Source organism: Roseovarius sp. SK2 (genome assembly GCF_028807495.1).
Lineage (GTDB): Bacteria > Pseudomonadota > Alphaproteobacteria > Rhodobacterales > Rhodobacteraceae > Roseovarius > Roseovarius confluentis.
In genome coordinates this window covers 224,484-249,717 of the sequence record NZ_JARAMK010000003.1, presented here as the reverse complement: position 1 = coordinate 249,717, position 25,234 = coordinate 224,484, and the positions used below count along the sequence as shown (strand labels likewise).

24 protein-coding genes are annotated in these 25,234 nt (G+C 61.1%); 16 read left to right on the top strand and 8 right to left on the bottom strand.

What is annotated here, in order from left to right:
* Positions 1-207 precede the first annotated feature (207 nt).
* On the bottom strand, positions 208-1,098 hold the full coding sequence (locus PVV74_RS08185; RefSeq protein ID WP_274592846.1) for a GlxA family transcriptional regulator: 891 nt from the start codon (positions 1,096-1,098) through the stop codon (positions 208-210).
* A gap of 153 nt (positions 1,099-1,251) precedes the next feature.
* Here PVV74_RS08185 and PVV74_RS08180 point away from each other — a divergent pair, with 153 nt between their 5' ends.
* The 5 genes from PVV74_RS08180 (at position 1,252) to PVV74_RS08160 (ending at position 7,361) form a co-directional block, all read left to right on the top strand.
* Positions 1,252-2,502 carry a sarcosine oxidase subunit beta family protein gene (locus PVV74_RS08180; RefSeq protein WP_103762738.1) on the top strand — a complete coding sequence of 417 codons (1,251 nt, stop codon included), beginning with the start codon at positions 1,252-1,254 and terminating at the stop codon, positions 2,500-2,502.
* A 13-nt stretch (positions 2,503-2,515) separates the two neighbouring features.
* Positions 2,516-2,803 (top strand): sarcosine oxidase subunit delta, encoded by a 288-nt coding sequence (locus tag PVV74_RS08175; protein WP_103762737.1) that lies wholly within the window; start codon positions 2,516-2,518, stop codon positions 2,801-2,803.
* Positions 2,800-5,748: a sarcosine oxidase subunit alpha family protein gene (locus PVV74_RS08170; RefSeq protein ID WP_274592845.1), complete on the top strand. Its 2,949-nt coding sequence runs from the start codon at positions 2,800-2,802 to the stop codon at positions 5,746-5,748. Before PVV74_RS08175 ends, PVV74_RS08170 begins: the two co-directional genes overlap by 4 nt.
* Positions 5,741-6,307 (top strand): sarcosine oxidase subunit gamma, encoded by a 567-nt coding sequence (locus tag PVV74_RS08165; protein WP_274592844.1) that lies wholly within the window; start codon positions 5,741-5,743, stop codon positions 6,305-6,307. The genes PVV74_RS08170 and PVV74_RS08165 overlap by 8 nt, the downstream gene beginning before the upstream one ends.
* A gap of 61 nt (positions 6,308-6,368) precedes the next feature.
* On the top strand, positions 6,369-7,361 hold the full coding sequence (locus PVV74_RS08160) for a helix-turn-helix domain-containing protein (protein ID WP_103762734.1): 993 nt from the start codon (positions 6,369-6,371) through the stop codon (positions 7,359-7,361).
* 55 nt (positions 7,362-7,416) lie between these two features.
* Here the strand turns inward: PVV74_RS08160 and PVV74_RS08155 are convergent, their stop codons facing one another.
* The gene (locus tag PVV74_RS08155) at positions 7,417-10,386 is read right to left on the bottom strand and encodes a hypothetical protein (RefSeq protein WP_274592843.1); all 2,970 of its coding nucleotides are present in this window, start codon (positions 10,384-10,386) and stop codon (positions 7,417-7,419) included.
* Positions 10,387-10,534: 148 nt separating this feature from the next.
* On the opposite strand from PVV74_RS08155, the gene PVV74_RS08150 reads away from it, so the two are divergent.
* Positions 10,535-11,212, top strand: coding sequence for a thiamine diphosphokinase (locus PVV74_RS08150; protein WP_103762732.1), 678 nt, complete (start codon positions 10,535-10,537; stop codon positions 11,210-11,212).
* 132 nt (positions 11,213-11,344) lie between these two features.
* Here PVV74_RS08150 and PVV74_RS08145 read toward each other — a convergent pair whose 3' ends face one another.
* A complete protein-coding gene (locus tag PVV74_RS08145; protein ID WP_274592842.1) occupies positions 11,345-12,718 on the bottom strand; it encodes an L-serine ammonia-lyase in 1,374 nt (457 codons plus the stop codon).
* 199 nt (positions 12,719-12,917) lie between these two features.
* Between PVV74_RS08145 and PVV74_RS08140 the strand changes: the two genes are divergently transcribed.
* The 7 genes from PVV74_RS08140 (at position 12,918) to PVV74_RS08110 (ending at position 19,591) form a co-directional block, all read left to right on the top strand.
* The gene (locus PVV74_RS08140) at positions 12,918-13,046 is read left to right on the top strand and encodes a hypothetical protein (RefSeq protein WP_274592841.1); all 129 of its coding nucleotides are present in this window, start codon (positions 12,918-12,920) and stop codon (positions 13,044-13,046) included.
* 96 nt (positions 13,047-13,142) lie between these two features.
* Entirely contained in the window at positions 13,143-13,931 is a 789-nt protein-coding gene (gene rpiA, locus PVV74_RS08135; RefSeq protein ID WP_274592840.1) for a ribose-5-phosphate isomerase RpiA, read from the top strand.
* Between the two features lie 13 nt (positions 13,932-13,944).
* Complete coding sequence (locus tag PVV74_RS08130) at positions 13,945-15,399, top strand: FAD-dependent oxidoreductase (protein ID WP_274592839.1); 1,455 nt, start codon at positions 13,945-13,947, stop codon at positions 15,397-15,399.
* A 72-nt stretch (positions 15,400-15,471) separates the two neighbouring features.
* Complete coding sequence (hflK, locus tag PVV74_RS08125; protein ID WP_274592838.1) at positions 15,472-16,650, top strand: FtsH protease activity modulator HflK; 1,179 nt, start codon at positions 15,472-15,474, stop codon at positions 16,648-16,650.
* Positions 16,650-17,750, top strand: a complete 1,101-nt coding sequence (gene hflC, locus PVV74_RS08120) for a protease modulator HflC (protein ID WP_103762727.1) — start codon at positions 16,650-16,652, stop codon at positions 17,748-17,750. Before hflK ends, hflC begins: the two co-directional genes overlap by 1 nt.
* Positions 17,750-17,944, top strand: coding sequence for a DUF2065 domain-containing protein (locus tag PVV74_RS08115; RefSeq protein WP_274592965.1), 195 nt, complete (start codon positions 17,750-17,752; stop codon positions 17,942-17,944). Before hflC ends, PVV74_RS08115 begins: the two co-directional genes overlap by 1 nt.
* Positions 17,945-18,136: 192 nt before the next feature.
* Positions 18,137-19,591, top strand: a complete 1,455-nt coding sequence (locus tag PVV74_RS08110) for a DegQ family serine endoprotease (RefSeq protein WP_274592964.1) — start codon at positions 18,137-18,139, stop codon at positions 19,589-19,591.
* A 73-nt stretch (positions 19,592-19,664) separates the two neighbouring features.
* Here PVV74_RS08110 and PVV74_RS08105 read toward each other — a convergent pair whose 3' ends face one another.
* From PVV74_RS08105 to rbfA, 4 genes are all read right to left on the bottom strand, one after another.
* Positions 19,665-20,222, bottom strand: coding sequence for a DUF1643 domain-containing protein (locus tag PVV74_RS08105; protein WP_103762725.1), 558 nt, complete (start codon positions 20,220-20,222; stop codon positions 19,665-19,667).
* A complete protein-coding gene (gene truB / locus PVV74_RS08100; protein ID WP_274592837.1) occupies positions 20,219-21,139 on the bottom strand; it encodes a tRNA pseudouridine(55) synthase TruB in 921 nt (306 codons plus the stop codon). Before truB ends, PVV74_RS08105 begins: the two co-directional genes overlap by 4 nt.
* Positions 21,140-21,215: 76 nt before the next feature.
* Positions 21,216-21,947 carry a phosphodiester glycosidase family protein gene (locus PVV74_RS08095; protein ID WP_274592963.1) on the bottom strand — a complete coding sequence of 244 codons (732 nt, stop codon included), beginning with the start codon at positions 21,945-21,947 and terminating at the stop codon, positions 21,216-21,218.
* A 4-nt stretch (positions 21,948-21,951) separates the two neighbouring features.
* Positions 21,952-22,347 (bottom strand): 30S ribosome-binding factor RbfA, encoded by a 396-nt coding sequence (rbfA, locus tag PVV74_RS08090; RefSeq protein ID WP_103762722.1) that lies wholly within the window; start codon positions 22,345-22,347, stop codon positions 21,952-21,954.
* Positions 22,348-22,431: 84 nt separating this feature from the next.
* Between rbfA and dapB the strand changes: the two genes are divergently transcribed.
* On the top strand, positions 22,432-23,250 hold the full coding sequence (gene dapB / locus PVV74_RS08085; RefSeq protein ID WP_274592836.1) for a 4-hydroxy-tetrahydrodipicolinate reductase: 819 nt from the start codon (positions 22,432-22,434) through the stop codon (positions 23,248-23,250).
* A gap of 53 nt (positions 23,251-23,303) precedes the next feature.
* Entirely contained in the window at positions 23,304-23,657 is a 354-nt protein-coding gene (locus PVV74_RS08080) for a dihydrodipicolinate reductase (RefSeq protein WP_103762720.1), read from the top strand.
* 20 nt (positions 23,658-23,677) lie between these two features.
* Here PVV74_RS08080 and PVV74_RS08075 read toward each other — a convergent pair whose 3' ends face one another.
* Complete coding sequence (locus PVV74_RS08075; protein ID WP_103762719.1) at positions 23,678-23,854, bottom strand: DUF1674 domain-containing protein; 177 nt, start codon at positions 23,852-23,854, stop codon at positions 23,678-23,680.
* A 67-nt stretch (positions 23,855-23,921) separates the two neighbouring features.
* On the opposite strand from PVV74_RS08075, the gene PVV74_RS08070 reads away from it, so the two are divergent.
* A complete protein-coding gene (locus PVV74_RS08070) occupies positions 23,922-25,187 on the top strand; it encodes an RsmB/NOP family class I SAM-dependent RNA methyltransferase (RefSeq protein ID WP_274592835.1) in 1,266 nt (421 codons plus the stop codon).
* The last annotated feature ends 47 nt before the right edge of the window (positions 25,188-25,234 follow it).

Sequence of the window (25,234 nt, the reverse complement as noted above, 5' to 3'; positions counted from 1 at the left end):
CGCCTCTCCTTCGTCCAGCTCGATCGCGTCCCACGTATGTCCGTCCTCGCGAAGGAACTTGCGAAAAACTGCAGGATGCTCGACGCGTTCGTGTTGCAGTACCAAGATGTGCATAAGTAACCTCGCCGTAGATGTTTTCCGAACCCTAACGCGCCCAATGGCCGTGGCAAGCCGCGCGGCGCAAACCGCAGCCCGATTGACGCAAACCTATCTGTAGGCCGAGGGCGGCTGACCGAAACGTTTGCTGTAGGTACGCGAGAAGTGGGCGGAACTTGCAAAGCCGGTGGCGAGCGCGATTTCGGTCAGGCTGAGCGGGGAATTTCGCAAAAGACTCTGCGCCTTTTCAAGTCGTAACTCACGATAGTAACGCATTACCGGCCGACCCAGCTTGTCGCGGAACACGCGGTTGAGTTGGCGCGACGAAAGGCCTGCAACCGAAGACAGGCGCGACAGGTCCAACGGTTCGGCGACATTCGCCTCCATAGCCTCCACCGCATCGAGAATGGCGGGAACGGTCGTACCCACCCGCTCCACCAGACCGGAGCGTTGCGGACCGGCCGAAGGGCGAATTTCCGTATGCATGAACCAGTCGCTGACCAACCGCGCGAAATGCGCCCCGTGATGCTGCGTGATCAGCGCGTGCATCAGGTCCATCGGCGCGGTGCCGCCCGCACAGGTCACCCGGTCCCTGTCGATCACGTAAAGCGAGCGTTCCAGAACCAGGCTCGGGGAAATCTCGGCCAGCGCCCCGGCGTGTTCCCAGTGGACTGTCATGCGCCGCCCTTGCATCAGCCCCGCCCGGGCCAGGATGATCGGCCCGCCCGACACCCCGCCCAGCGGCACGCCCGCCCGGGCCACCCGCGCCAGCCAGTTCAGCACCGCACGGTCGTTGTAAAGCGTGGGGTCCCCGCCCGCCACGACAAAGAGGTAATCGAACGCGTCCGTCTCACCCACTTCGATCTCGGGCACCACCATGCCCGCCCCGGAACTCGGCACTGGATCCATGTCAGATCCGACGGTCACCACCTCGTAAAGCTGCCGCCGCGCCAGCAGGTTCGCAGCCCGCATCGGTTCAGTCAGCGCGGCAAAGGACATCATTGCGAAGCCCGGGACCGGTAAGATCCCGATTCTGCGCGAGGCATCCAGATTTGAACCAATATTGTCCATAATCAGAAATTATCCGTCCGTTTTGGAAAAGTCCATTCGCCAAGAATGCCGCACACTGATGTCAGCAATCGTGGGAATCATCTTATGCGCTACAGTGGATTCAAGGTCCTCTGGGAAGGCCTGACCGGCAACAAGGGTTGGACACGCGCCTGGCGCGAACCCGAGCCCAAGGCGGAATATGACATCGTCATCATTGGCGGCGGTGGGCATGGCCTGTCGACCGCCTACTACCTCGCCAAGGAATTCGGCCTGACCAACGTCGCCGTTCTTGAAAAAGGCTGGCTCGGCTCGGGCAATATCGGTCGCAACACCACCATCATCCGCTCCAACTACCTGCTGCCCGGCAACGAGCCGTTCTACGAATTCTCGATGAAGCTGTGGGAAAACCTCGAGCAGGACACGAATTACAACTCGATGGTCTCGCAGCGCTCGATCCTCAACCTCATCCACACCGACGGCCAGCGCGATGCCTTCGTGCGGCGCGCGAACTCGATGTTCCTCGCTGGCGCCGATGCCGAACTGGTCGATGCCGCCCAGCTGAAAAAGGAACTGCCGTTCCTCGATTACGACAACGCCCGCTTTCCCATCAAGGGCGGCCTCTTTCAACGCCGCGGCGGTACCGCGCGGCACGACGCCGTCGCCTGGGGCTATGCCCGCGGCGCCGACAGCCGCGGCGTTGATATCATCCAGAATTGCGAGGTCACTGGCTTTCAGATCGAGAATGGCAGCTGCCTCGGGGTCGAAACCTCGCGCGGCCCCATCCGCGCCAAGAAAGTGGCAATGTGCGTTGCCGGGTCCTCCGGCCGCGTCGCCGCGATGGCTGGCATGCGCTTACCCATTGAATCGCACGTGTTGCAAGCGTTCGTCTCTGAAGGTCTCAAACCGACTCTTCCCGGCGTGATCACCTTCGGCGCCGGCCATTTCTACGTCAGCCAGTCCGACAAGGGCGGGCTGGTCTTCGGCGGCGACATCGACGGCTACAACACTTACGCCCAGCGCGGCAACCTTCCGGTCGTCGAGGACGTCTGCGAGGGCGGCATGGCGATCATGCCGATGATCGGCCGCGCCCGCCTGCTGCGGTCCTGGGGTGGCGTCATGGACATGTCGATGGACGGCTCGCCCTTCATCGACAAGACACATATCGACGGGCTCTATTTCAACGGCGGCTGGTGCTATGGCGGGTTCAAGGCCACGCCCGCCTCCGGCTTCTGCTATGCCCACCTGCTGGCCAAGGACGAGCCGCACCCCACCGCGACGGAAATGCGGCTGGACCGGTTCATGACCGGCAACCTGATCGACGAAAAAGGCATGGGCAACCAGCCCAACCTGCACTGAGGGGCGCACAGACATGATTATCGACCATCCCCTTCTGGGCCCGCGAGACGCCGCCGAATTCGTCTATCTCGGCGATGCCGCCCTCATCGACCGGCCCGACTGGCAGGCCGCCGACGCGATGGAACAGTTCCACAGCTACGGCTATCTGCGCGACAACCCCGCAGGCCAGCACCAGGAGCTTTGGTACCACGAACAAGGCGACCGCTCCTGGCTGGTGGTCACGCGCAACACCCTGACCCACGAGATCACGGCGGTCGAACTGGCCCGTGACGTGGCACGCAAACGGGGGCGCGGCAAATGACCCAGAAAAACCGTATCAAGGGCGGCCTGATCGACCGCTCGAAAGAGATCAAGTTCCGCTTTAACGACAAGTGGTTCCGCGGCCATCCCGGCGACACGCTCGCCTCGGCGCTTCTCGCCAATGGCCAGCTTCTGATGGGCCGCTCCTTCAAGTATCACCGCCCGCGCGGCGTGTTTACCGACGGCTCCGAGGAACCCAACGCGCTGGTCCACCTGCGCGAAGGCGCCTATCAGGAGCCGAACACACGCGCCACAATGGTCGAGCTCTTCGACGGGCTGAACGCCACCTCGCAGAACCATCGCGGCACGCTGGAATACGACCTGCTAGCGGTCAACGATTTCTTCTCGCCCTTCCTGTCGGCGGGTTTTTACTACAAGACCTTTATGTGGCCCAAGGCGTTCTGGGAAAAGCTCTACGAGCCAGTGATCCGCTCCGCCGCCGGACTTGGGCGCCTGTCGATGAAGGACGATCCCGACACGTACGACAAGGGCTTCCTGCATTGCGACCTGCTGGTCATCGGCGCGGGTCCCTCGGGCCTGATGGCGGCACTGACCGCCGCGCGCTCAGGTGCCAGAGTGATCCTCGCGGATGAGGATTCCCGCCCCGGCGGTCGCCTCAACTGCGAGACGCTGGAGCTGGGCGGCATGTCCGGCACCGACTGGGCGGCGCAAACCGCGGACGAATTGGCGTCGATGGATAACGTCCGTCTTATGCCCCGCACCACCGTCTACGGCGCTTACGATCACGGCATCTACGGCGCGCTCGAACGCTGCACCGATCACCTTGCGGATGGCGGCGACAAGCCGCGCCAGATCCTGTGGCGCATCTATTCCAGGCGGGCCGTTCTGGCGGCAGGCGCCACCGAGCGCCCCATCGCCTTCGGCAACAACGACCGCCCCGGCATCATGCTGGCCGGCGCCGTGCGCAGCTATGCCAACCGCTATGCCGCCACCCCGGGCAAGCACGTCGCCGTCTTCACCAACAACGACGACGGCTGGCGCACCGCCGCCGATCTTGTGGCCAAGGGCATCGAGGTTCCCGTCGTGGTCGACAGCCGTGACACGCCCGCCCCCATTGACCTGCCAGGCGTTCGGCATGTCGCGGGCGAGGCGGTTATGAACACCATCGGTCGCAAGGGCGTAAAGTCGATCACCCTGACCAATGGCAAGGTCATTCCCGTCGACGCGCTGGCCGTGTCAGGCGGCTGGAACCCAAACGTGCACCTCACCTGCCACCAGCGCGGCCGTCCTAAATGGCGCGACGACTTGTGCGCATTCGTACCGGGCGGCGACCTGCCGGTGGGCATGGCCGTCGCCGGGGCCGCGAACGGGTCCATGACCCTCGCTGCCGCACTGGCGGAAGGCCAGGCCCAAGCCACCGCGCAACTCGACGCGCTCGGCATCGAGGCCAAGGCCACCGACCTGCCGCAGGCCGAGGATGAACCGCGCGGGGCCGCCGCCTTCTGGCACGTCAAGCAAAGCAAGCATCGGGCCTGGGTCGACCTGCAGAACGACGTCACCGTCAAGGATATCAAGCTGGCCAACACCGAGGGTTTCCGCTCGGTCGAACTGCTCAAGCGGTACACGACGATGGGCATGGCAACCGACCAGGGCAAGACCTCGAACATCGCGGGGCTCGCTATCCTGGCCGAGGAACGCGGCAAGACCATTCCCGAGGTCGGCACAACCATCTTCCGCCCGCCTTATACACCCGTGCCCATCGGCGCGCTGGCCGGTCGCGCGCGCGGCAAGGATTTCCGCCCCTACCGCCTGACCCCCAGCCACAAATGGGCCGAGCAGAACGGCGCCAGCTTCGTCACCGTGGGTAACTGGCTGCGGGCTGAATGGTACACGCGTCCGGGCGAGCAAGGCTGGCGCGATTCCGTCGACCGCGAGGCCCTGACAGCACGCACTAGCGTCGGCATCTGCGACGTCACAACGCTGGGCAAGATCGACATCCAGGGCAAGGATGCCGGCGCCTTCCTCGACAAGGTCTATGCCAACACCTTCTCGACCCTTAAGGTCGGCCGGGTCCGCTATGGCCTAATGCTGCGCGAGGATGGCATATGCTACGACGATGGCACCACCGCAAGGCTGGATGAAAACCACTTCGTGATGACCACGACTACCGCCAACGCCGTCACGGTTTTTCGCCGGCTGGAATTCGCACGCCAGTGCCTTTGGCCCGACATGGACGTTCACCTGATTTCCACCACCGACGGCTGGGCGCAGTTCGCCGTCGCTGGACCAAAATCGCGCGACCTGCTGCGCAAGGTGATCGACGCGGAACACGACCTGTCGAACGAGGCGTTTCCCTTCATGGCCTGCGGTCACGTAACCGTCTGCGGCGGCACGCCCGCGCGATTGTTCCGGATCTCGTTCTCGGGCGAGATGGCCTATGAAATTGCCGTGCCCGCGCGGTTCGGCAACTCGATGATGGCGGTGCTGAACGAGGCGGGCGCAGAATTCGATGCGGCACCGTATGGAACCGAGGCGCTTGGCGTCATGCGGATCGAAAAAGGCCACTGCACCGGCAACGAGCTGAACGGCCAAACCACCGCCCACAATATCCAGCTGGGAAAGATGGTCAGCCAGAAAAAGGAATGCATCGGCCAGGTCCTGGCGCAACGCCCCGAGATGGTGCGCGAGGACGCCGTTCGGCTAGTCGGCTTCCGCCCCGTCGACCGCGACAAGAAGCTGATCGCCGGCTCGCATTTCCTGAACAAACAGGCCCTCGCCGACATGGAGCATGACCAGGGATGGATGACCTCGGTCGCCTATTCGCCCAACCTCGGCCACCATATCGGCCTGGGCTTCATCAAGAGCGGGCACGAGCGCATGGGCGAGATCGTCCGCGCGGTCAGCCCCGTGCACGGCACCGAAATGGAGGTCGAGATCGTCTCGGCCCATTTCGTCGACCCGGAAGGAGAGCGTCTGCGTGGCTGATTTCACCCTCATTGCCGCCCCCCCCCTCAAGGGCGTCGACCACAACTTCGGCGACACGCGGCTTTACGCGCCCGACGACCTGGCGATCGTGTCCATCGCTTTACCGCTCGGTGCCGAGGATGCGACGCTTCAAGCGGTCAAATCGGGCTTTGGCGCCGACTTGCCCGCGCCGGGACAGTCGGTCATGGGCAAGGACGATACCCGCCTTGTGCGCCTTGGCCCCGACCAGGCCTTCGCGATTTTCACGCGCGCAACGCCGGATGCAGAACCACATGTGCAGAGCCTGCTGAAAGGCGCGGCTTATACCACCGACCAGACCGATGTCTGGACAGGTCTGATGCTCGACGGACCGCTGGTCCGAACCGCGCTGGAACGCATATGCCCGATCGATCTGCATCCCGACGCCTTTGACGAAGGTGCCGCCGCGCGCACGGTCATGGAGCATCTTGGGGTGCTGATTATCTGCACTGGCCCCGACGCCTATCTTCTGCTCTCCGCATCCTCCTCTGCAGGGTCCTTCCTGCATGCGGTCGAGACCTCTCTCGTCAACGTAACCTAAAGGCAATTCATCAAGCACGGAATTCAGGGATCCGTTCACAACAGGGAAAGTCACAAAGGACATGTACCTCTCAAACCTAGATCCCGTCGGCACGCCCGACCCGCGCCCGCTGCGAGACCAGCGCAGCCTTTCGAATAAGTTCGTTTTCTTCGTTCAAAACAGAGACAGTGCATTTGTCGCAGAAACTTGTATTCATGTGCTGCGACGCGCCAACAAGATTTTGGCCCACGATATCTACGACTGGACCTGCGTTGAAGCAGCGAACTCTTGCAGCGAAACACTAAGCTGTGCACCGGATCAGATACTGGTGCTGATTGGCGGCGTCGAAACGCCTTGGCGACCGACTGGGTCAGAGGTATCTCCGCTGCGGTCCGCAATACGCAACGCCGCGCGGGTGTGCGTCGTCGGGGGAGCAGTATTCGTGCCATTGGCGACAGGCGTGCTCGGGGCAAAGCGCTTGTCCGTGCACTCGGCATTCCATGCCGGTGTGCGGGAAACCTGCTCGACCGTGGAAATGCAAGACGAGGCCACTTGTCACTATAAAGCCTTCAGCAGCGCCACCGGTCCGGCCGCCGCAATGCAGATGATAGTCGAACTCATCGGTGCCCGCGAAGGCAATTTTACCGAAGCCGCACTGGCGCGTGATCTCGGTCTGGAAGGACCCGAGTCTCGGAGCGGCAACGGGGCTGGCGAGCGCTGGCGTTTGCACCGGCGGGCGCAGGGTTGCGAAATGATTTCAGATGCGCTCCAGATCATGGAAGACCATATTGAGGACACTTTGAGCGTATCTCAAGTTTCTGAAATCATAGGAATTTCGGCGCGAAAGCTTGAGCGTGGTTTTGCCGAAAAGTTGGGGAGCTCCCCCCTGAAAGTTTATCGCGACCTGCGCCTCGACCGCGCCCATGACCTGATGACACAGACTTCTCTACCGGTCGGCGAAGTCGCCATTGCCTGCGGATTTTCAAACGTCACGCTTATGAAGCGCTGGTTTCAGAAAAAATACGGCGAGACTCCCTGTAGTGTACGACGACAGGCCTTCAACGGCATTCACTGAAACCAGAAACCCCCGGCAGGTGGACCGGGGGTTTTCATGACGAACCTGGCCCAGATCAGCCGGCGTTTCGCGCCTCGGCCCGGAACTCGGTTTCGTCGGTAGCCGAGAAACGTCCGCCTTGGACTTTGCGCAATTTTCCTTGCCGCAGAAGCTGCCCGAAAGAGCGAAGGCCGTCTTCGCGGCTGTAGTTTCCACTGTTTACTTCTTTCAGCTTACCCATAAGCATCGGACGTGTGAATTCCGAGTGACCCTCGACATCCGACATGTAGGCAGCTGCGGCCTCAAGCAGGTCTGAGAGGTCGGTCGCCCCCATCTCTTCGGCAAAGGCCGTGAAGCCACCGTCGTTTGATTTCGGCACCGGCGCCGGCACCGAAGTGACGCGGCGCGGGCGCACCGGTGCACGCTCAGTATCAACCCGTTGCTCGGCCACTAATTTGAGCGGCGCTGGACGTTGTTCGTTCGGCCGTACCGAACGGCTTGTCGAGGCCGGGGCGCTGGGGCGCCGCGGGCGCACCACTTCGGCTAAGTCAGAGCGATAAGGGGTTTCATCAACCCCCTGGTTCACGTCAACGCCGGCACTCTTCTCGGCTTTTGTTGCGGCAACGGCGGCACGCAGATGCTGAATTGCCGTGCGCCGCATACTGGCGTCCTTGTCGTCCATCTGGCTGTCAGCTTCCTCGAAAATACGTTTTTCATCTTCGGGAGCGCGTTTTCCCATACCGAGCAGTCGCGAGAGGCCGCTGCGAGGTTTGGCCACCTCACCTGCTGTGTGCTCGCCTTCGGTCCGGGCAGCGTCATTGGCGGAAGCGGCTTCGTCAATCGAGGCCTTTAACTCACGATCCCGGGCTTCGGACTGAGACTCGTCTTCATCCTCGTCCTCAAACTCTGTTGTGGCGTGCTGACGATTGTCTTGCACAAGCGCACTATTCTGAGAGCTTGCCTCGGCAATGGCCGCATCCTCGAAGTCAGCCTCTTCTTCCCAGTTATCGTCTTCGGTGTCGAATTGGGCCCTATCCGCTTCGCTAGCCATGCTCTTTTCAAAGCCACTATCGGCCAGTTCCGCCTCGACTTCGGCTAGCTCGCGCTGCAGATCGGCTTCTTCTTCGGGGCTGAGGATCGCCTCATCGCCAAGGTACGCGCCGTCGCCCATATACGCGTTCGCCTCGGCTTCCTCCTTGATCATGCCCTGCGCGAACGCGGTCTCGAATTCGGAACGTTTCATCTTGAGTACACGAGCGTTCAGAGGACGCGAAGTAGCGCTCTCGTGGTGCTCTGATATGCGCGCTTCCTCGCCCAGTACGAATGGCGACTGACCTTCGTCATCCAAGTCTTCTTCGCCTGCGTCGAGAGCGTCGTCGAGATCGGCAAAAAGCGACTCGGGGGCCTCGTCTTCACCCAGATCGTCCTCTGCCAAATCATCCAGGTTATCAGCAATCGCCGGCACATCTGCACCGGCGCCCTGAACAGGCTCCGCATCCGCGAGAAGTTGCGACAGCGTGTCTTGGTCTATTCTTGCGGCCGTGTCATGGTCCAGTGACGGTGCGGATTGGGCATTGTTGTCACGTTCTAACGTTTCAGCATCGAGATCCGCATCGGTAGTGTCTTCAGCAGCGCTCTGGGACTGTTCTTCTGCATCCGCGTCCAAGTCGGCCATGAGCGCATCAAGCGTATCCTCGTCGGACGGAATGCTTTGAGTCTGTTCTGCATCGTCGTCTTCTGCTGCGGTGGTGACTTTCGGCTCCGGTTCGCCCTCAAGCTCAGACAGCTCTTCGGTAAAGATGTCTTCCGACGAAGCTTCATCCGTATGTGCGGCATGGTGTGCCGTTTCATAGTTATCAGCATAAGATTCGTTAAGCAGTGCGTGCAACTCTTCCGAGGCGTTGCTCATCGTGCCGTAGGCATGCTCATCTTCGCTGTAATCTGACACTTCGTAGTCAAGATGACTTTGCGAAACGACCGACCTTATGCGACGAAGTTTTTCCGCGACGCTATCGGCGTCATCGTCGCGTGCCGTAGGCTCGTCTCGCGGACCGGTAACAAATTCAACAGTCGCCTCAGTTTCTTCGGCTCTTGGGGAGAGTGCTCCATACCCCGTGACCACGGCCTCTGCGGGTTCGGCGTCATAATCACCCGCAGCGCTGGTTCCGGCTTCACGTTGGTCCGGCGCAGAAGAACTGGCCTCGTCCGCCGCCGCGTCGGCGATGAACGCCTCGACGTCCGCGTCGTATGCATCGCCTTTGGTCTCAGACTCCGGCGAAGCTTCACTCCCGACCACACTTTCCAAAGACGGATCTACGTCTCGCGTAACGTCGGGGGCGGAACAGGTGGTCCCGGCATTCGCAATCTCCTCATCGGCGATTGCTTCGTCTTTGATCTCGATTCCGGCCATTACGTCTTCGGCTTCAGGAACTGGTTCGTTTCCGGCCGTTTCGGCCTCGCCTGATGTTTTTGATTCGGACTCTACCTGCTCTGGAGATTCAGCGGCCAATTCGAACGCGTCGGGTTCTGCGGGAGCCACCTTGGCATCATCTTCAGGCTGTCGCGCTGGCAGCGTTTCGAACTCCGACGCTTCCACCGGGGATTTGGGCGCGGATTCGGCCACAGTGTCAGCTGTCGCCTCGGATGCTTCGGTTGGCTGCTGAGCTTCAAGCTCAGTTTCGGAGCCGACATTTTCCTTCGCCGACTCAGGCTTGGTTTCGGGCGCTTCGTCGGCGGCGGCAGGTGCCGCGACCGGCGCGGCATGTGTAAGAGCCTCGGCAACGCCATGTCCCTCATCGGCCCGGAGGTGGATTTTTCCTTGCTCTTCGCGTGCTTCGACGCGGCGGGAAATCTCGCGCTCGGCAATGCGGGCAAGCATCTCGGCGTCCGGGCTCGGTGGTTCCGCACCGAAATACCTATCGTCGGCAGCCAAGTCGCGAAAATACTCTGCAATGGCCTTCATTGTTTCGAACGAATCGTCGAAACCTTCCAAAGTGCACGAAAACGTGCCGTAGGATACGGTCAGAATTTTGCTTGTGCTTACCATTTTTTCGCTCGCTCTACTTTGCCTGCAATCATATTTTTTACCATGATGGCAGCGTCGAAAGCGGCCCGATTCTTAGAATTTTACCGTATCATTTCGAGGCGAGAATGTGTCCTGTTTCCAAAATAGTGGTTAATGATGGAAATTCACCTTGATTGTTGAGCATTCTCACCCAGTCACACTGGTCGGTGGCGGCCAGCTTGGTGAAACAGACTTTATCCGGGCTTTGGCCATCGGTGACCACATCGTCGCCGCAGATGGCGGCGCGGATGCCGTACGTTCCGCTGGGCTGGTTTCTTCTGCCGTGATCGGTGATTTCGATTCACTAGGTGATGACACGCGCGCGGCGTTGCCACATGACCGCCTGCATCACATCTCTGAGCAAGATAGCACCGACTTCGAAAAATGCCTCCGTAATGTCGATGCACCGTTGATCCTGGGAGTGGGATTCACTGGGCAGCGGATCGATCACCACTTGGCCAATCTCAATACGCTGGTTCGATATCCCCATCGCCGCTGCATACTTCTGGGTAGCAACAATATCATCTTCGTCGCCCCGCCTTCTTTTGCATTGGATCTTGCGCCGGAAACACCAGTTTCGCTTTTTCCCTTGGGTATTGTCGAGGGCTTGTCGGATGGGCTTGAGTGGCCGATCGCCGGTCTGACCTTCACTCCGGACGGCCGGATCGGAACCTCGAACAAGGCGACCGGCCCCATTTCGCTCCAGTTTACAGCGCCGAAGATGCTCTTGATCCTGCCCGCGTCAGCTTTTGAAGCGACGGCGGAGGTTCTGATGCGGAGCGCCGCCACATGGCCGCCGTCGGCCTAACAGATTGCGGCGCGGGCAAGGACACCTTTTAGTATTTGACCTGTCTCCGTCATGCGGATCACGCTAACTCTGCGTCAGAAACGAAGCTGCTTCTAGTTTCTAGAAGTTCGCTACTTCGCTCGCCGTTTCCGATCAGCAGTTCGGTACGTTGACGGCAAGCCCCCCCAATGAGGTTTCTTTGTAGCGTTCGCTCATGTCCGCACCTGTCTGGCGCATTGTTTCAATACAGGCATCCAGAGGCACGAGATGCACCCCGTCGCCGCGCAGTGCGAGACTCGCGGCACTCACCGCCTTGATCGCACCCAGCCCGTTTCGTTCAATGCAGGGCACTTGGACGAGCCCCTTCACCGGGTCGCATGTCATGCCAAGGTGATGTTCAAGCGCGATCTCTGCGGCGTTCTCTATCTGCGCGGGCGTCCCACCCAGAACCGCGGCCAGCCCAGCAGCCCCCATGGCAGACGCGCTACCAACTTCGGCCTGGCATCCTGCCTCCGCGCCGCTGATCGACGCGTTGAACTTGACGAGTCCGCCAATCGCTGCGGCTGTCAGAAGAAATGTCTCGATTTCGCGCTCGTTGGCGCCCGGCACATGTTCCAGCCAATACTTGATGACCGCAGGAACCACACCCGCTGCCCCGTTGGTGGGCGCAGTGACGACCTGACCGCCGGCGGCATTTTCCTCATTGACGGACATCGCGTAGATGCTGATCCAATCGTTGATTTTGTGCGGAGCGTTCAGGTTCGTGCCGCGCTCTGCCAGCAGAGCCTGATAGATCGCCTTGGACCGGCGACGCACCTGCAAACCGCCCGGCAGGATACCGTCATTCGCAAGCCCGCGCTCGATGCAATCGTTCATGACCTGCCAGACGCGCGACACGCCGCTGCGCAGGTTTTCAGAGCCCCCGCGCGAGATCTCGTTTGCCTTTTTCATTTCGGCAATGGACTTGCCGCTGGTCTCGGCCATCTCCAGCATTTCGGCCGCACTTTTGAACGGATAGGGCACAGGTGGGCCATCGTCGGTGTCCTGCCCGGCGGCCAGTTCATCCGCGGTAAGAACAAAACCGCCGCCAACCGAATAGTACGTCTCTTGCAAAATCACGTCGCCCTGTTTGTCGGTCGCCATCAGGATCATCCCGTTGGCATGGCCCGGCAAATTGGGTCCGAAGTCGAATTTCAGGTCTTCCTTGGGGTAGAAATGAAGCGCAGGCAGCTCGGGCGGTGTCACCCTGTGGGTCTCGCGGATATCCGCCAGAACCGCCTCTGCCTTGTCATTATCGTAATTCTCGGGACGAAACCCGGCAAGGCCGAGGATCGTCGCGCGGTCCGTCGCGTGCCCGACGCCGGTGAAGGCCAGAGATCCGTGCAAACTGGCGCGCAGACCTTGAAATTCGAACGGTGACGCACGCATCAGATCAAGAAATCTGGCGGCAGCCACCATCGGCCCCATCGTGTGTGAAGAGGACGGACCGATGCCGATCTTGAACATATCGAAGACAGACAGAAACATGAGCTCAATACCTAGCGCATTCGGGGCTGTTACCCAAGCCATCACTATGCTGCGCCGTGCTCTTGGTGTCGCACAAAACCGACGTCGACGCGCAGATATTCGCCAAAGGTTTACGGGCGTTCATCTAAGGTTAACCGACTCACGTCAATATGGAACCGGAAACGGCCTCAAACGTTCTCTTTAAACATGGAGAATTGAAATGCAGACAACAGGGTTCATCCTCCTCCTCGCTGCCGGTGTCATTGTATTCTTCGGCGGTGAATCTACCGGCACGAAGACCTTGCCCTCCACCATCTCGCCCGATCTGGCCGCAATACGCGCGCAGTAAAAAGCGAACTTCCTGGGTCTTGAAATGACCCCTCGCCCCTGACGCGCAAACTCCCTATAACGCGGGCAATGATGCACGCCTGTAGGAGAATTGCGCATGACCGGAGAGTTGTCACCGATCGACAAGGCCAAGTTTGTAGCTGCAAAGCGCTCCGTCGACTATGTGGAAGACGGCATGCGCGTTGGTCTTGGAACCGGCTCTACAGCCGCTTGGATGGTGCGCTGCCTCGGAGAGCTCGTGCGTGAAGACGGGCTCAAGATCCGGGGCGTGCCTACGTCCACACGAACCGCGGAGCTTGCGCGCGAAGTCGGCATCGAGGTTATCAGCCTTGACGAGGCAAGGTGGATAGACGTGACCATCGATGGCGCAGACGAATTCGACGGAAACCTCAATCTTATAAAGGGTGGCGGCGGCGCTCTTCTACAGGAAAAAATCGTCGCCACAGCCTCCGACCAGATGATCGTGATCGCCGATGTCGGCAAGGAAGTCGAGAAACTCGGTGCCTTTCCGTTGCCGGTCGAGGTCATCCCGTTTGGTTGGCAGACCACGAAGTCGCTGATCGAGGAATTGCTTGTCTCGATGGACGTTTTGGGCCGAGACGCCACCCTGCGTATGAACGGCGACAGCCCCTTCGTCACCGACGAGGGCAATTACATCCTCGACCTGCATCTGGGCCGCATCGGCAATGCGCATCAGCTTTCAATGGTTCTCAACCAAATGCCCGGCGTGGTGGAGAACGGTCTTTTCATAGACATCTGCGATGTCGTCATCCTCGGCTACGGCGATGGCCGGGTCGAGACGCGAGACATCAACGAAGGCACGGTCGCCGAGGATCGACTCGATTTCGTCGAAACGGACAACCTCTTCACCGACCTGCAGGACTGAAAGGGCGACCGACATGCCGTATGACTACGACCTTTTCGTGATTGGCGGCGGGTCCGGCGGTGTCCGCGCGGCCCGGGTGACCAGCGCCACCGGCGCCAAAGTCGCCCTGGCCGAGGACGACCGCTATGGCGGCACCTGCGTCATCCGGGGCTGCGTACCAAAGAAGCTGATGGTCTTCGCGTCGGAATTTTCCAACCTGCCCGACGAAGCACGCGCCTATGGCTGGGACATGTCGCTGGGCGACTTCGACTGGTGCGGCTTCCGCGACCGTTTGCACGGGGAACTGGACCGCCTCGAAGGTGTCTACCGTAGCTTGCTCAGCAATTCCGGCGTCACCACCTATGATGCCCGCGCCCGCCTCAAGGACGCCAACACCGTCACCCTGTCCACGGGGGAGAACGTCACCGCGAAACACATCCTCATCGCCACGGGCGGCCACCCCGTCCGGCCCGAAGTGCCGAATGCCAAACTCGGCATCGTGTCGGATGACCTTTTCCACATGGATACCCTGCCCAAATCCATCCTGATCGTCGGCGGCGGCTATATCGCGTGTGAATTCGCCTGCGTTCTGGCGGGCCTTGGCGTTGACGTGACGCTTTACTATCGCGGCGCCCAGATCCTGCGCGGCTTCGACGAAGAGGCACGCGGCATCATCGCTGAAGGCATGAGCGAAAAAGGCATCGACCTGCATTTCGGCACCAATATCGTCGATATGGCCCCCGCCTCCGAAGATCACAGCGTCAGCGGCGCGCTCACCTCGTCCGACGCGTCCATGGGTGCCCCCGCGAACGAGCCCGAGGCCCACAACATTGCCGAGGACCACGACGGCCCGATCTGGGTCAAGGCGACCAACGGCAAGGAAGCGGTCTTCGACAAGGTTCTCTTCGCCACCGGCCGGGCCCCCAACACGAAAGACATGGGGCTTGAGGAGATCGGCGTCGAACTCGGCCGCGGCGGCGAGATCGTCGTCGATGAATACAGCCAGACTGCCGTGCCCTCGGTCTATGCCATTGGCGATGTGACCAACCGCGTCAACCTGACCCCCGTCGCCATCCGCGAGGGAATGGCTTTCGTCGAGACCGTGTTCAACAACAACCCCACGCCGGTCGATCACAAGCTGATCCCGTCGGCGGTGTTCACCCAGCCCGAATTCGGCACCGTCGGCATGACCGAGGACGAAGCCCGCGAGCAGGAGCCGGTGCATGTCTACTGCACCTCGTTTCGCCCCATGCGCACGGCCTTCGCGGATCAACCCTACCGCGTTCTGATGAAACTCGTCGTATCCAGGGAGACCGACACGGTATTGGGCTGCCACATCGTCGCACCGGGCGCGGGCGAAATGATCCAGTTGGCCGGCGTCGCGATCAAGATGGGCGCGACAAAAGCGGATTTCGACCGCACTGTCGCCGTGCACCCGACCATGTCGGAAGAGATCGTGACGATGCGCGACCCGATGCGCACTGGTTGAATTTTTGACTGTTGTGCACAGTTATGACACAGGGATGGCGCTCTGCGCGTTAGGATAGAGGGAAGAGATTATATGGCTGGACATTCTGGCGGTCCTTGGGGCGGCGGCGGCAATGGTGGCAACCGCGGCGGGAGCGACGACGACGATCGCGGCAACCGCGGCAATGACAACCGGCACCCCCCCGAAGGCGGGTCGCAGATTCCCGAGATCGACGAACTGGTCCGTCGCGGACAGGATCAGCTGCGCGTGCTGATGGGCGGGCGCGGCGGCAAGGGCCGTGGCAACGGTGCCGGCGGCGGCGATGGCGGCGGCCCGGGCTTCGGGCGCGGCACCATAGTGATCGGCGCCCTGATCGCGGTGGCGCTCTGGGGTGCGGCCAGCTTCTACACCGTAAAGCCCGAGGAACAGTCGGTCGAACTCTTTCTGGGCAAGTACTACTCCACCGGCGATCCCGGTCTGAACTTTGCGCCGTGGCCGCTGGTCACCGCGGAAGTGGTCAATGTCACCTCCGAGCGGACCGAGAATATCGGCAGCAGACGCGGCAGCTCCGCAGGCGGTGACGGCCTTATGCTGACCACCGACGCCAATATTGTCGACATCGACTTCCAAGTCGTTTGGAACATCAATGAGCCAGCCAAGCTGCTGTTCAACATCCGCGATCCGCAATTGACCGTACAGGCCGTGTCCGAGGCCGTCATGCGCGAGATCATCGCGGCCACCAACCTCGCACCGATCCTCAACCGTGACCGGGGTCTCATCGCCGACACCGCGCGGGAGAATATCCAAGCGACGCTCGACGAGTACGAAAGCGGTATCAACATCGTCCGGGTCAACCTCGACACCGCCGATCCGCCGAGTGACGTGATCGACGCCTTCCGCGAGGTTCAGGCCGCCGAACAGGAACGTGACCGCCTACAACGTCTGGCAGACGCCTACGCCAACCGCGTTCTGGCCGAGGCTCGCGGTGAGGCCGCGCAGATCCTCGAACAGGCCGAGGGCTACCGCGCCCGCGTGGTGAACGAAGCGATCGGTGAGGCCAGCCGCTTCATCGCCGTGGCGCAGGAATTCAACGAGGCACCCGAAGTGACGCAGCGCCGCCTCTACCTCGAAACCGTTGAACGCACGCTGGGCAGGATGGACAAGATCCTGCTCGACGAATCCACCGGGGCCTCGGGCGAGGGCGTATTGCCCTACCTGCCCCTTGACCAGTTGCGCCGCTCCAACCAGACCGGCAACGGAGGATCGAACTGATGCGTAAATCCGCTCTGCTACTTCCCGTCCTCGCCGTTGCGATCATCGGTATCCTGTCCTCGCTCTACATCGTGGACGAACGTGAAAAAGCACTCGTGCTGCAATTCGGCCAGATCAAGAAGGTCGTCGAAGAGCCGGGCATCGGTATAAAGATCCCGGTGATCCAAGAGGTCGTGCGCTATGACCGCCGCATCCTGTCGCTGGATACCGACGCGATCGAGGTCACGCCATCTGATGATCGCCGCCTCGTGGTCGACGCCTTCACCCGCTACCGGATCGCAGACGTGGTTCAGTTCCGGCAAGCCGTCGGCATCGGCGGTACCCGCGTTGCCGAAGATCGGCTCGCTTCTGTTCTGAACGCCCAAATCCGCGAGGTTCTCGGCGCTGATCAGGTGACATCCGACACCATCTTGTCGCCGCAACGGCGCGAACTTGCCGTGCGTATTCTTGAACAGGCCCGCGCCAGCGCGGCCGGGTTGGGGCTCGAAATCGTCGACGTCCGACTGAAGCAGACCAATCTGCCGCAGCAAAACCTCGAAGCCACCTTCGCCCGAATGCGTGCCGAACGTGAACGCGAGGCTGCTGACGAGATCGCCCGCGGTAACGAGGCCGCCCAGCGCGTCCGCGCCGCCGCCGACCGGACGGTGGTGGAAACCGTGTCGAACGCCGAACGCGAGGCCGAGATCACCCGCGGTGAAGCCGACGCCGAGCGGAACCGGATCTATGCCGAAGCCTTCGGCAACAATCCCGACTTCTTCGCTTTCTACCGCTCGCTCGCCGCGCTTGAACGCTCAATGAACGAGGAAAACTCCACGCTGGTCTTTTCGCCGAACAGCGAGTTCTTGGGCCAGATGTTCGACGCTGTGCGCGCCGATGGCTTGGGCCAGGTTGCGCTCGAGGATATCGACATCGACCGTCTCCGCGATATGGCACCGGAGACAGAGATTTCACCCGACCTGCCTGAAAGCGAACGCCAGCGCCTTGAAGAGGACGCCGCCCAACAAGAGGCGGAAGAGGCCGAGGAGGCGGAAGCCGAAAGGGAAGGCGCCGCCGAGGAGGCCGCGGAAGACAACGCGGGCGACGAGGACGTCACAAATTGATCGGAACGATCTTTCTGGCCTTCGGGCTCGTGCTGATTGTCGAGGGGCTGGTGTACGCACTGGCCCCTTCGCTTGTGGAACAGATGCTGGCGGCCCTGCGCACCCTGCCGGACGAACACCGGCGGCTGGTCGGCCTCGCGGCACTTGCCTTCGGCGTAATCCTGGTCTGGTGCGCCAAAATGGTAGGCGCGTGACGCAAGGTGATTGCACCACCGTTGACAAAGCGTTCACATGGGCGTGACATCGTGTTGTGAATTTTGCGTTCTCGTTGAGCGTGCCTAAATAAGGCCCAGAGCGGTCTGCGCGCGCGCACGCGGTAGGCCCCGGAATTCCAAATACTGATCAAGGAGTGGTCCCGCGTGAAAGCACAAACTCTCTCTCAACCCATGACGCCGCCTGGAGCGATCCGCGCGATCTGGCTCACGGCGCTGGCAACGGCCCTGATCATCGCACAGGCGATCAGCGCCAATGCCCGTCCCGAAAGTTTTGCCGACCTCGCGCAGGAGGTTAGCCCCGCAGTCGTGAACATCACGACCTCGACCGTCGTAGCCCAGGGCACCGGCCCGTCACCAATTGTTCCCGAAGGCTCGCCCTTCGAGGACTTCTTCCGCGATTTCCAAGACCGGAACAACGGCGAGGGCAACCGCCCCCGGCGCACGTCCGCGCTCGGCTCGGGCTTCGTCATCTCCGAAGACGGCTACATCGTCACCAACAACCACGTGATCGAAACCGCGGACGAGATCATCATCGAGTTCTTCTCGGGTCGCGAGCTCGAAGCCGAGGTGATCGGAACCGACCCCAAGACCGACATCGCCCTGCTCAAGGTCGATGCGGACGAACCGCTGCCCTTCGTCAGCTTTGCCGACAGCGACACCGCCCGCGTGGGCGATTGGGTGATCGCCATGGGCAACCCCCTCGGTCAGGGCTTCTCGGTTTCCGCCGGGATCGTGTCGGCCCGCAACCGCGAACTTTCGGGCACCTACGACGACTACATCCAGACCGACGCCGCCATCAACCGCGGCAACTCGGGTGGACCGCTTTTCAACCTCGACGGCCAGGTCGTCGGCGTCAATACCGCGATCCTGTCACCCAACGGTGGCTCGATCGGCATCGGCTTCTCGATGGCCTCCAACGTCGTGACCCGCGTGGTCGACCAACTGCAGGAATTCGGTGAAACCCGCCGCGGCTGGCTCGGCGTCCGCATTCAGGACGTCACCGACGACGTCGCCGAGGCGATGGGCCTCGAAGAGGTCGCCGGTGCGTTGGTGACGGACGTTCCCGAAGGCCCTGCCGAAGAAGCCGGTATGAAAGCGGGCGACGTGATCATGCAGTTCGACGGCTACGAGGTCGAGGATACCCGCGGGCTGGTCCGCCGGGTCGGGAACACCGCCGTGGGCAAGACTGTGCGCGTCGTGGTCTTCCGCGAAGGCAAGACCCAGACCCTGCGCGTCACGCTTGGCCGCCGCGAAGCGGCTGAAGGCGTCGTTCCCGCGGCCCAGCCGGGCGAGACCGAAGCGCCGTCCGAAGCCCAAATTCTTGGCCTCACACTGTCGCAGCTCGACGACGAACTGCGCAGCCAACTGGAGCTGGACGACAACGCCAACGGCCTCGTCGTGTCGGACATCGACAACCTGTCGGAAGCCTACGAGAAAGGCATGCGCGCCGGTGACGTCATCACCGAGGCCGGCCAACAAAAGCTGTCCAGCATATCCGACCTGGAAGCCCGAATCGAGGATGCACGCGAAGCGGGCCGCAAGTCGATCCTCCTTCTGGTACGTCGCGCTGGCGAACCCCGCTTTGTAGCGCTGTCGCTGGATGCACCGGAAGATGAGCCTCAGTAAAGACGCTATTTAGTCAGAACGGGAAACGGGCGCTTTTACAAAGCGCCCGTTTTCGTTTCGAAGCGACCACCATTCAAAACGGCGTCGGGAACTCTTGCAGAGCCGTATCCTTCCGCAGGTAAAGCGGATGCTTGGCTGAGCCATCCTTGTTCAATCCTAAGCATTTCAACGGCTGTCCCGTTGCTGCAACAGCAGACAGCGCTTCGTGCACCAACGGCGCAAACCGATTGTGCAGCTTGCCGTAGGCCAGAACAATCATCTCTGCATCCATAGCCATTTCGACCAGCGCGGGAATGTTGTCCGTGCTGCACGCGAGACCGGGATCGTGCGGAATATCCTTTGGTGAGGTTGCCCGCCAGTCAAGCACGTTCCCTTTGAGGTAGCGGGTGAACCCCCAATCGCGTGCGAACATCAGTTCCCGATGACATGTAGGATCCGAGGTAGACTCATCTGCAACCGATGGATTCATACCGATAAACAGCACCGCGCGAGGGTCTGCGTCTTTCGGCGTCCAGTCTCGCGTCAGGGACTGCCGGTATCGCCCGCAATCCGAAAACTGCGCCTCACCGACAACACCGTCTGGCAAGCGAAGGCGCACCTTGCCACCAGGATCGTGAGCAGCTTGCTTCATTGCGCCACCGGGGCGACGTTGAACACCCGGCTGGGATACAGGTCACCGCCCTTGAAGTGCCCCACCGCCACGGCTTGGCCCTTCAGCGCGGCCCAGCATTCACCACCATATTCGACATCGCCACCAATCACCGGAGCAGGATTGCCATGCCTTAGCCGGGCTGCGCTCATCTCATTGCAACTGACTCGCGGCAGCTCGCTCAGGCCTTCTTCCAAAGGCCGCAAATAGGCGTCCAGCGCAGGATCGTGTGCCATCGCTTCAACCTGTTCCATCGTCACGCCATCCGCAGTACAGAAAGGGCCGGACCAAATTCGCCGCAGGCTAGCGACATGCCCGTAGCACCCCAGCGCCTCGCCAAGGTCGCGCGCAATGGACCGCACGTAGCCGCCTTTGCCACAGATCATTTCCAGCTCGACCGTATCGGCATCCGGCCGGTCGGTAAGCAGTAATTCCTCCACCCAAAGCGGTCGCGCCGAGACTTCGAACTCTTCACCTTCCCGGGCGCGCTTGTAGGCCCTTTCACCATCGATCTTCACCGCCGAGAATTTTGGCGGCACCTGCTGGATGTCACCAACGAACCGGGAAAGCGCGCTCTTGATATCTTCATCGCTCGGCCGTTCGCTGCTTTCGGCAACAACCTCACCCTCCGCGTCATCGGTGTTGGTCGCCTGCCCCAAACGCACGAGAAATCGATAAGCTTTCAACGCATCGGTGATGAACGGCACGGTTTTTGTCGCCTCGCCCAGCGCCACCGCAAGCACACCTGTCGCATCGGGATCCAGTGTTCCTGCATGGCCAGCCTTCTTGGCCTGAAGCGCCCATCGTACCTTGTTGACCACTGCGGTCGAAGTCACACCTGACGGCTTGTCCACGATCAACCAGCCCGAAATATCGCGTCCCTTGCGTTTGCGCCCCATGACCTTCCTGCCTTAGCCTGTGTAAAGATCGCCGCGTATCGCAGCACCCCGTGCAAGTCAATTCGTCAAGCGGCGCTCAATCAGCGACAACGCCTACGATCGGACCCATCGGGAAACCGCCGTCATGCCGCCCCAGTTGAGGCGCATAAAGCCGCGAGATGTTGCCATCAAAATACAGCGCCTGCGGCGTTTTCAGAAGATCGCGAAAAACCTTGGCAAAGGTATGAAAGTTCACCCTGTCCTCGGAAATGACGAACCATACCGTGCGTCCGTCGGCAGAAGAGCCCACGCCATTGCGCACATATAGGCTGTCGCTGTTTTTGAGAAAACGTGGATGCAGCTTGCCATCGATCACCAGCATCGGCCCCGACTGGCTTGCGAAACTACAGTCGGGCTTGTCCCGGTCGAAGCGTCGCGTTTCGAACACGTCCGTGCGATTTGGCCGGATGCAGAAGACCCCGTTCGGCAACAGACCAAAGTTCCCTGGTCCGTCCCGCATCACCAATGGCTTCGTTTCTTTTCCGTTCTCGACATAATACCCGACCGGGCTTCGGTCCTGATGGTACATTCCCGCGTTCATCGCGAACAAAAGCTCGCCGCCCTCTCCGCGCACATTGCGCTCCACGCTGGAAAAGCTGCCCAACGGGTCGCCGGACATCGGGTCATTCAGAAAAAGGCGCAAATTGTCTTTGCCCACGTCGACCTTGCAGGTGGTAAAACGCGCACCGTCATAGCTGATCTGCTGGCACTCGACGGCCGAAGCCGGCCCGGCTATCAGCGTCATCCCCAAAAGCACCACGCGCCACATTGGCTCAGTTCTCGACGTCGCGCCGTACGGCGTCCTGCGCGAACAGTCGCCGCGTCTCATCAAGCTGGTCAAACGTTTCATCCAGCCGGAACCGCAATTCCGGTGCGAATTTCAGACCAACCTTTTTGCCGATGATTCGGCGCAACTCGCCCTTGTTGCGACCCAAAAGCTCCAGCACGTCGGACTTGCCATGACCGCCAAGAGGCAGAACATATGCCGTCGCCACCTTCAGATCGGGCGATGTGCGCACCTCGCCCACCGTAACCGAGAGACGGTTCAGATCGGGGTCATGGATATCACCGCGCGCAAGCACATCGGCCAGCGTCCGGCGTATCAACTCTCCAACCCGCAATTGCCGCTGCGACGGTCCGGGCCCATCATGGAACTTGTTCTTTGCCATATGAATGCATCTAAGCCTTGTGCATGCCTTTGCCAAGCGATGATCACCGAGTTATGGAATGCAAACAGTAAGACGGAGAATGATATGACCGACCTGCCAGGTATCGTAGTGACGGGCGCCTCCGGCCGCATGGGCCAAATGCTGATTGAGACGGTGCAAGCCTCGGAACGCGCGCGACTTATCGGCGTGCTGGAACGAAGCGGTCACGCCTGGATTGGTAAAGACATAGGCGAAGCGATGGGCGGTGCGCCTTTGGGCATTTTTGTGTCAGACGATCCACTGGAAACAATTTCGAAAGCACATGCCGTGTTGGATTTCACGGCGCCTACAGCCACGGTCGAGTTCGCAGCATTGGCAGCGCAGGCCCGATGCGTTCACGTCATTGGCACCACCGGCCTTGCCAATGACGATCTTTCAAAGATTTCCGCGGCCGGCCGGCACGCGACCATCATTTGTGCTGGCAACATGAGCCTTGGCGTCAACCTGCTCGTTCAACTGACAAAGAAAGTCGCCGCCGCCCTGGACGAGGATTACGATATCGAAGTGATCGAGGCACATCACAACAAGAAGGTCGATGCGCCTTCTGGCACCGCACTCATGCTCGGACAGGCGGCCGCCGACGGGCGCGGAATATTGCTGGAACAGAATGCCGACCGGGGCCGCGACGGCATTACGGGCGCTCGCAAGCCCGGTCATATCGGCTTCACCGCCATTCGGGGCGGCGATATCGTGGGTGAGCATGACGTGATGTTCGCGACAGAGGGCGAACGCATCATTCTGCGTCACGTTGCTTCTGACCGCGCTGTCTTCGCCCGAGGTGCCTTGAAGGCCGCTTTGTGGGGTCAGGGACGCAAACCAGGCGAATACGACATGTTGGACGTACTGGGGTTGAACGAAAACTAATCCAGACCCGCCAGTGCCCCGTATTAGATATTGTTTGTTACGGGAGCCAGAAAATGCGCCTGACTGTTATTGCGTTAATCGCTGCGTTTGCCAGCGGACCAGCCATCGCGGAGGAGTTCGACCAGATCGACAATAAGTCTGAATTCTTGTCGGTCGTTGCTGATCGGAACCTCACCCGGCTTGGTATCAACCTTACTGTGACGCCTTCCGGCCAAATCAAGGGAAAGGCTTTTGGTCGCCCGGTTACAGGTGCTTGGCAATGGAAATCGGGCTATTTCTGTCGCGATCTATACTGGGGTCAGAGAAATCTTGGTCCAAACTGCCAGGCGGTAAAGGTTCAGGGTTCCACGGTCCGTTTCATCTCTGACCAAGGCGCCGGAGAGTATGCAGATCTAAACCTGCGTTAGTGTGTTAGGCGGGGCATTGCTCAGAAGTCGATGGCAATGCCCTTCTTCTCCCAGTCCCCGAAGCGCACTGGTTCGGGGCCTTTCCGCCCGCCCAACTCGGTCGGCATATTGATTTCTTCAGCCGCCTTGCGACGTTCCTCGGCCTCTGCCAAGGCGCGTTTTGCTTCGGGGGGCAGGTCCTTGCTTTCGTCTGTCATGGCCGGGCTTCCTTCCTCTGGGTACGCCTGATATAGGCCCGTTCTGTTCAAAGGCCAAGGAACTGACATGCCCTCGCCCACCCCCCGCAGTACCGCCGTGGCCCTGCTTGACAAGGTCATGGGGGAAGGCCGCCTTCTGGCTGAGCTCAACGCTCCGCTCTCGCGCCTTTCACCTGCGGATCGCGCGCGCGCATTACGTCTGGCCAGCGACACGCTGCGCGGTATCGACCGGGCCGACCGTCTGTTGGCCCGCCAGTTGCGCAAGACACCGCAACTGCACGTAATGAATATCCTCCGCCTCGGCACGGTCGAACTTTGCATGGGCGGGGACGCACACGGCGTGGTGGACGAACTGGTGTCGCTCGTTGGAACGAATCCACGCTACAAGCGCTTGCGCGGGCTGGTAAATGCAATTCTGCGACAGATGGCGGGCGACGCCGGCAAGCCTTGGAAAGACCTGCGCATCCCTCGCATGCCCGGTTGGCTGCGCGAGCCACTCGTCCAAGCGTGGGGCAACGGTGCGGTCGCGGCGATGGAAAATGCGCAGTTTGCAGGTGCCCCCGTAGACCTGACACTGAAACCAGACGAAGACCCTCACGAATGGGCCGAGCGACTGGGCGCGGCGGTTTTGCCGAGCGGTTCACTGCGACTGACGGACCCGGGTCAGGTCTCGGCCCTTCCCGGTTTTTCGGATGGCGCCTGGTGGGTGCAGGACGTTGCAGCCGCCATGCCCGCGCGTATTCTCACGCCAAAGGCGGGTGAGCGCGTTCTCGATCTCTGTGCCGCACCTGGCGGCAAGACGCTGCAACTCGCTGCGGCAGGCGCGCAAGTCACTGCGCTGGATATTTCGGAAAAGCGGATGGAACGCGTGTCTGAAAACCTCAGCAGAACCCAGCTTGTCGCCGATCTTGTCGTTGGCGATGCACTTGAGTACCAACAGGCTCCTTTTGACGCCATCCTTGTCGATGCGCCGTGTTCCGCTACAGGCACGATCCGCCGCCATCCCGATCTGCCCTACGCCAAGGACGGCTCGGAGTTCGGCGCGCTGATCGAATTGCAGGCGAAAATGATCGATCACGCGCTTACCCTTCTGAAGCCCGGTGGCCGGCTGGTCTTCTGCACCTGCTCGCTTCTGCCGGACGAAGGTGAGGTCCAGATCGAGGACGCGCTTGCCCGTCATTCCGGCCTGCAGACAGACCGCTCGGCGCTCGACTTGCCCGGCATCGAGACTGACTGGCGTACCGAGGAAGGCGGCCTTCGCCTACGACCGGACTACTGGCCCGATCTTGGCGGAATGGACGGGTTTTATGTCGCGGTACTGCACCGGGACTAGGCAAGCCTGTCGCGTTCCTCCGTGACTTGAGCTGCTGGGCAGAGTAT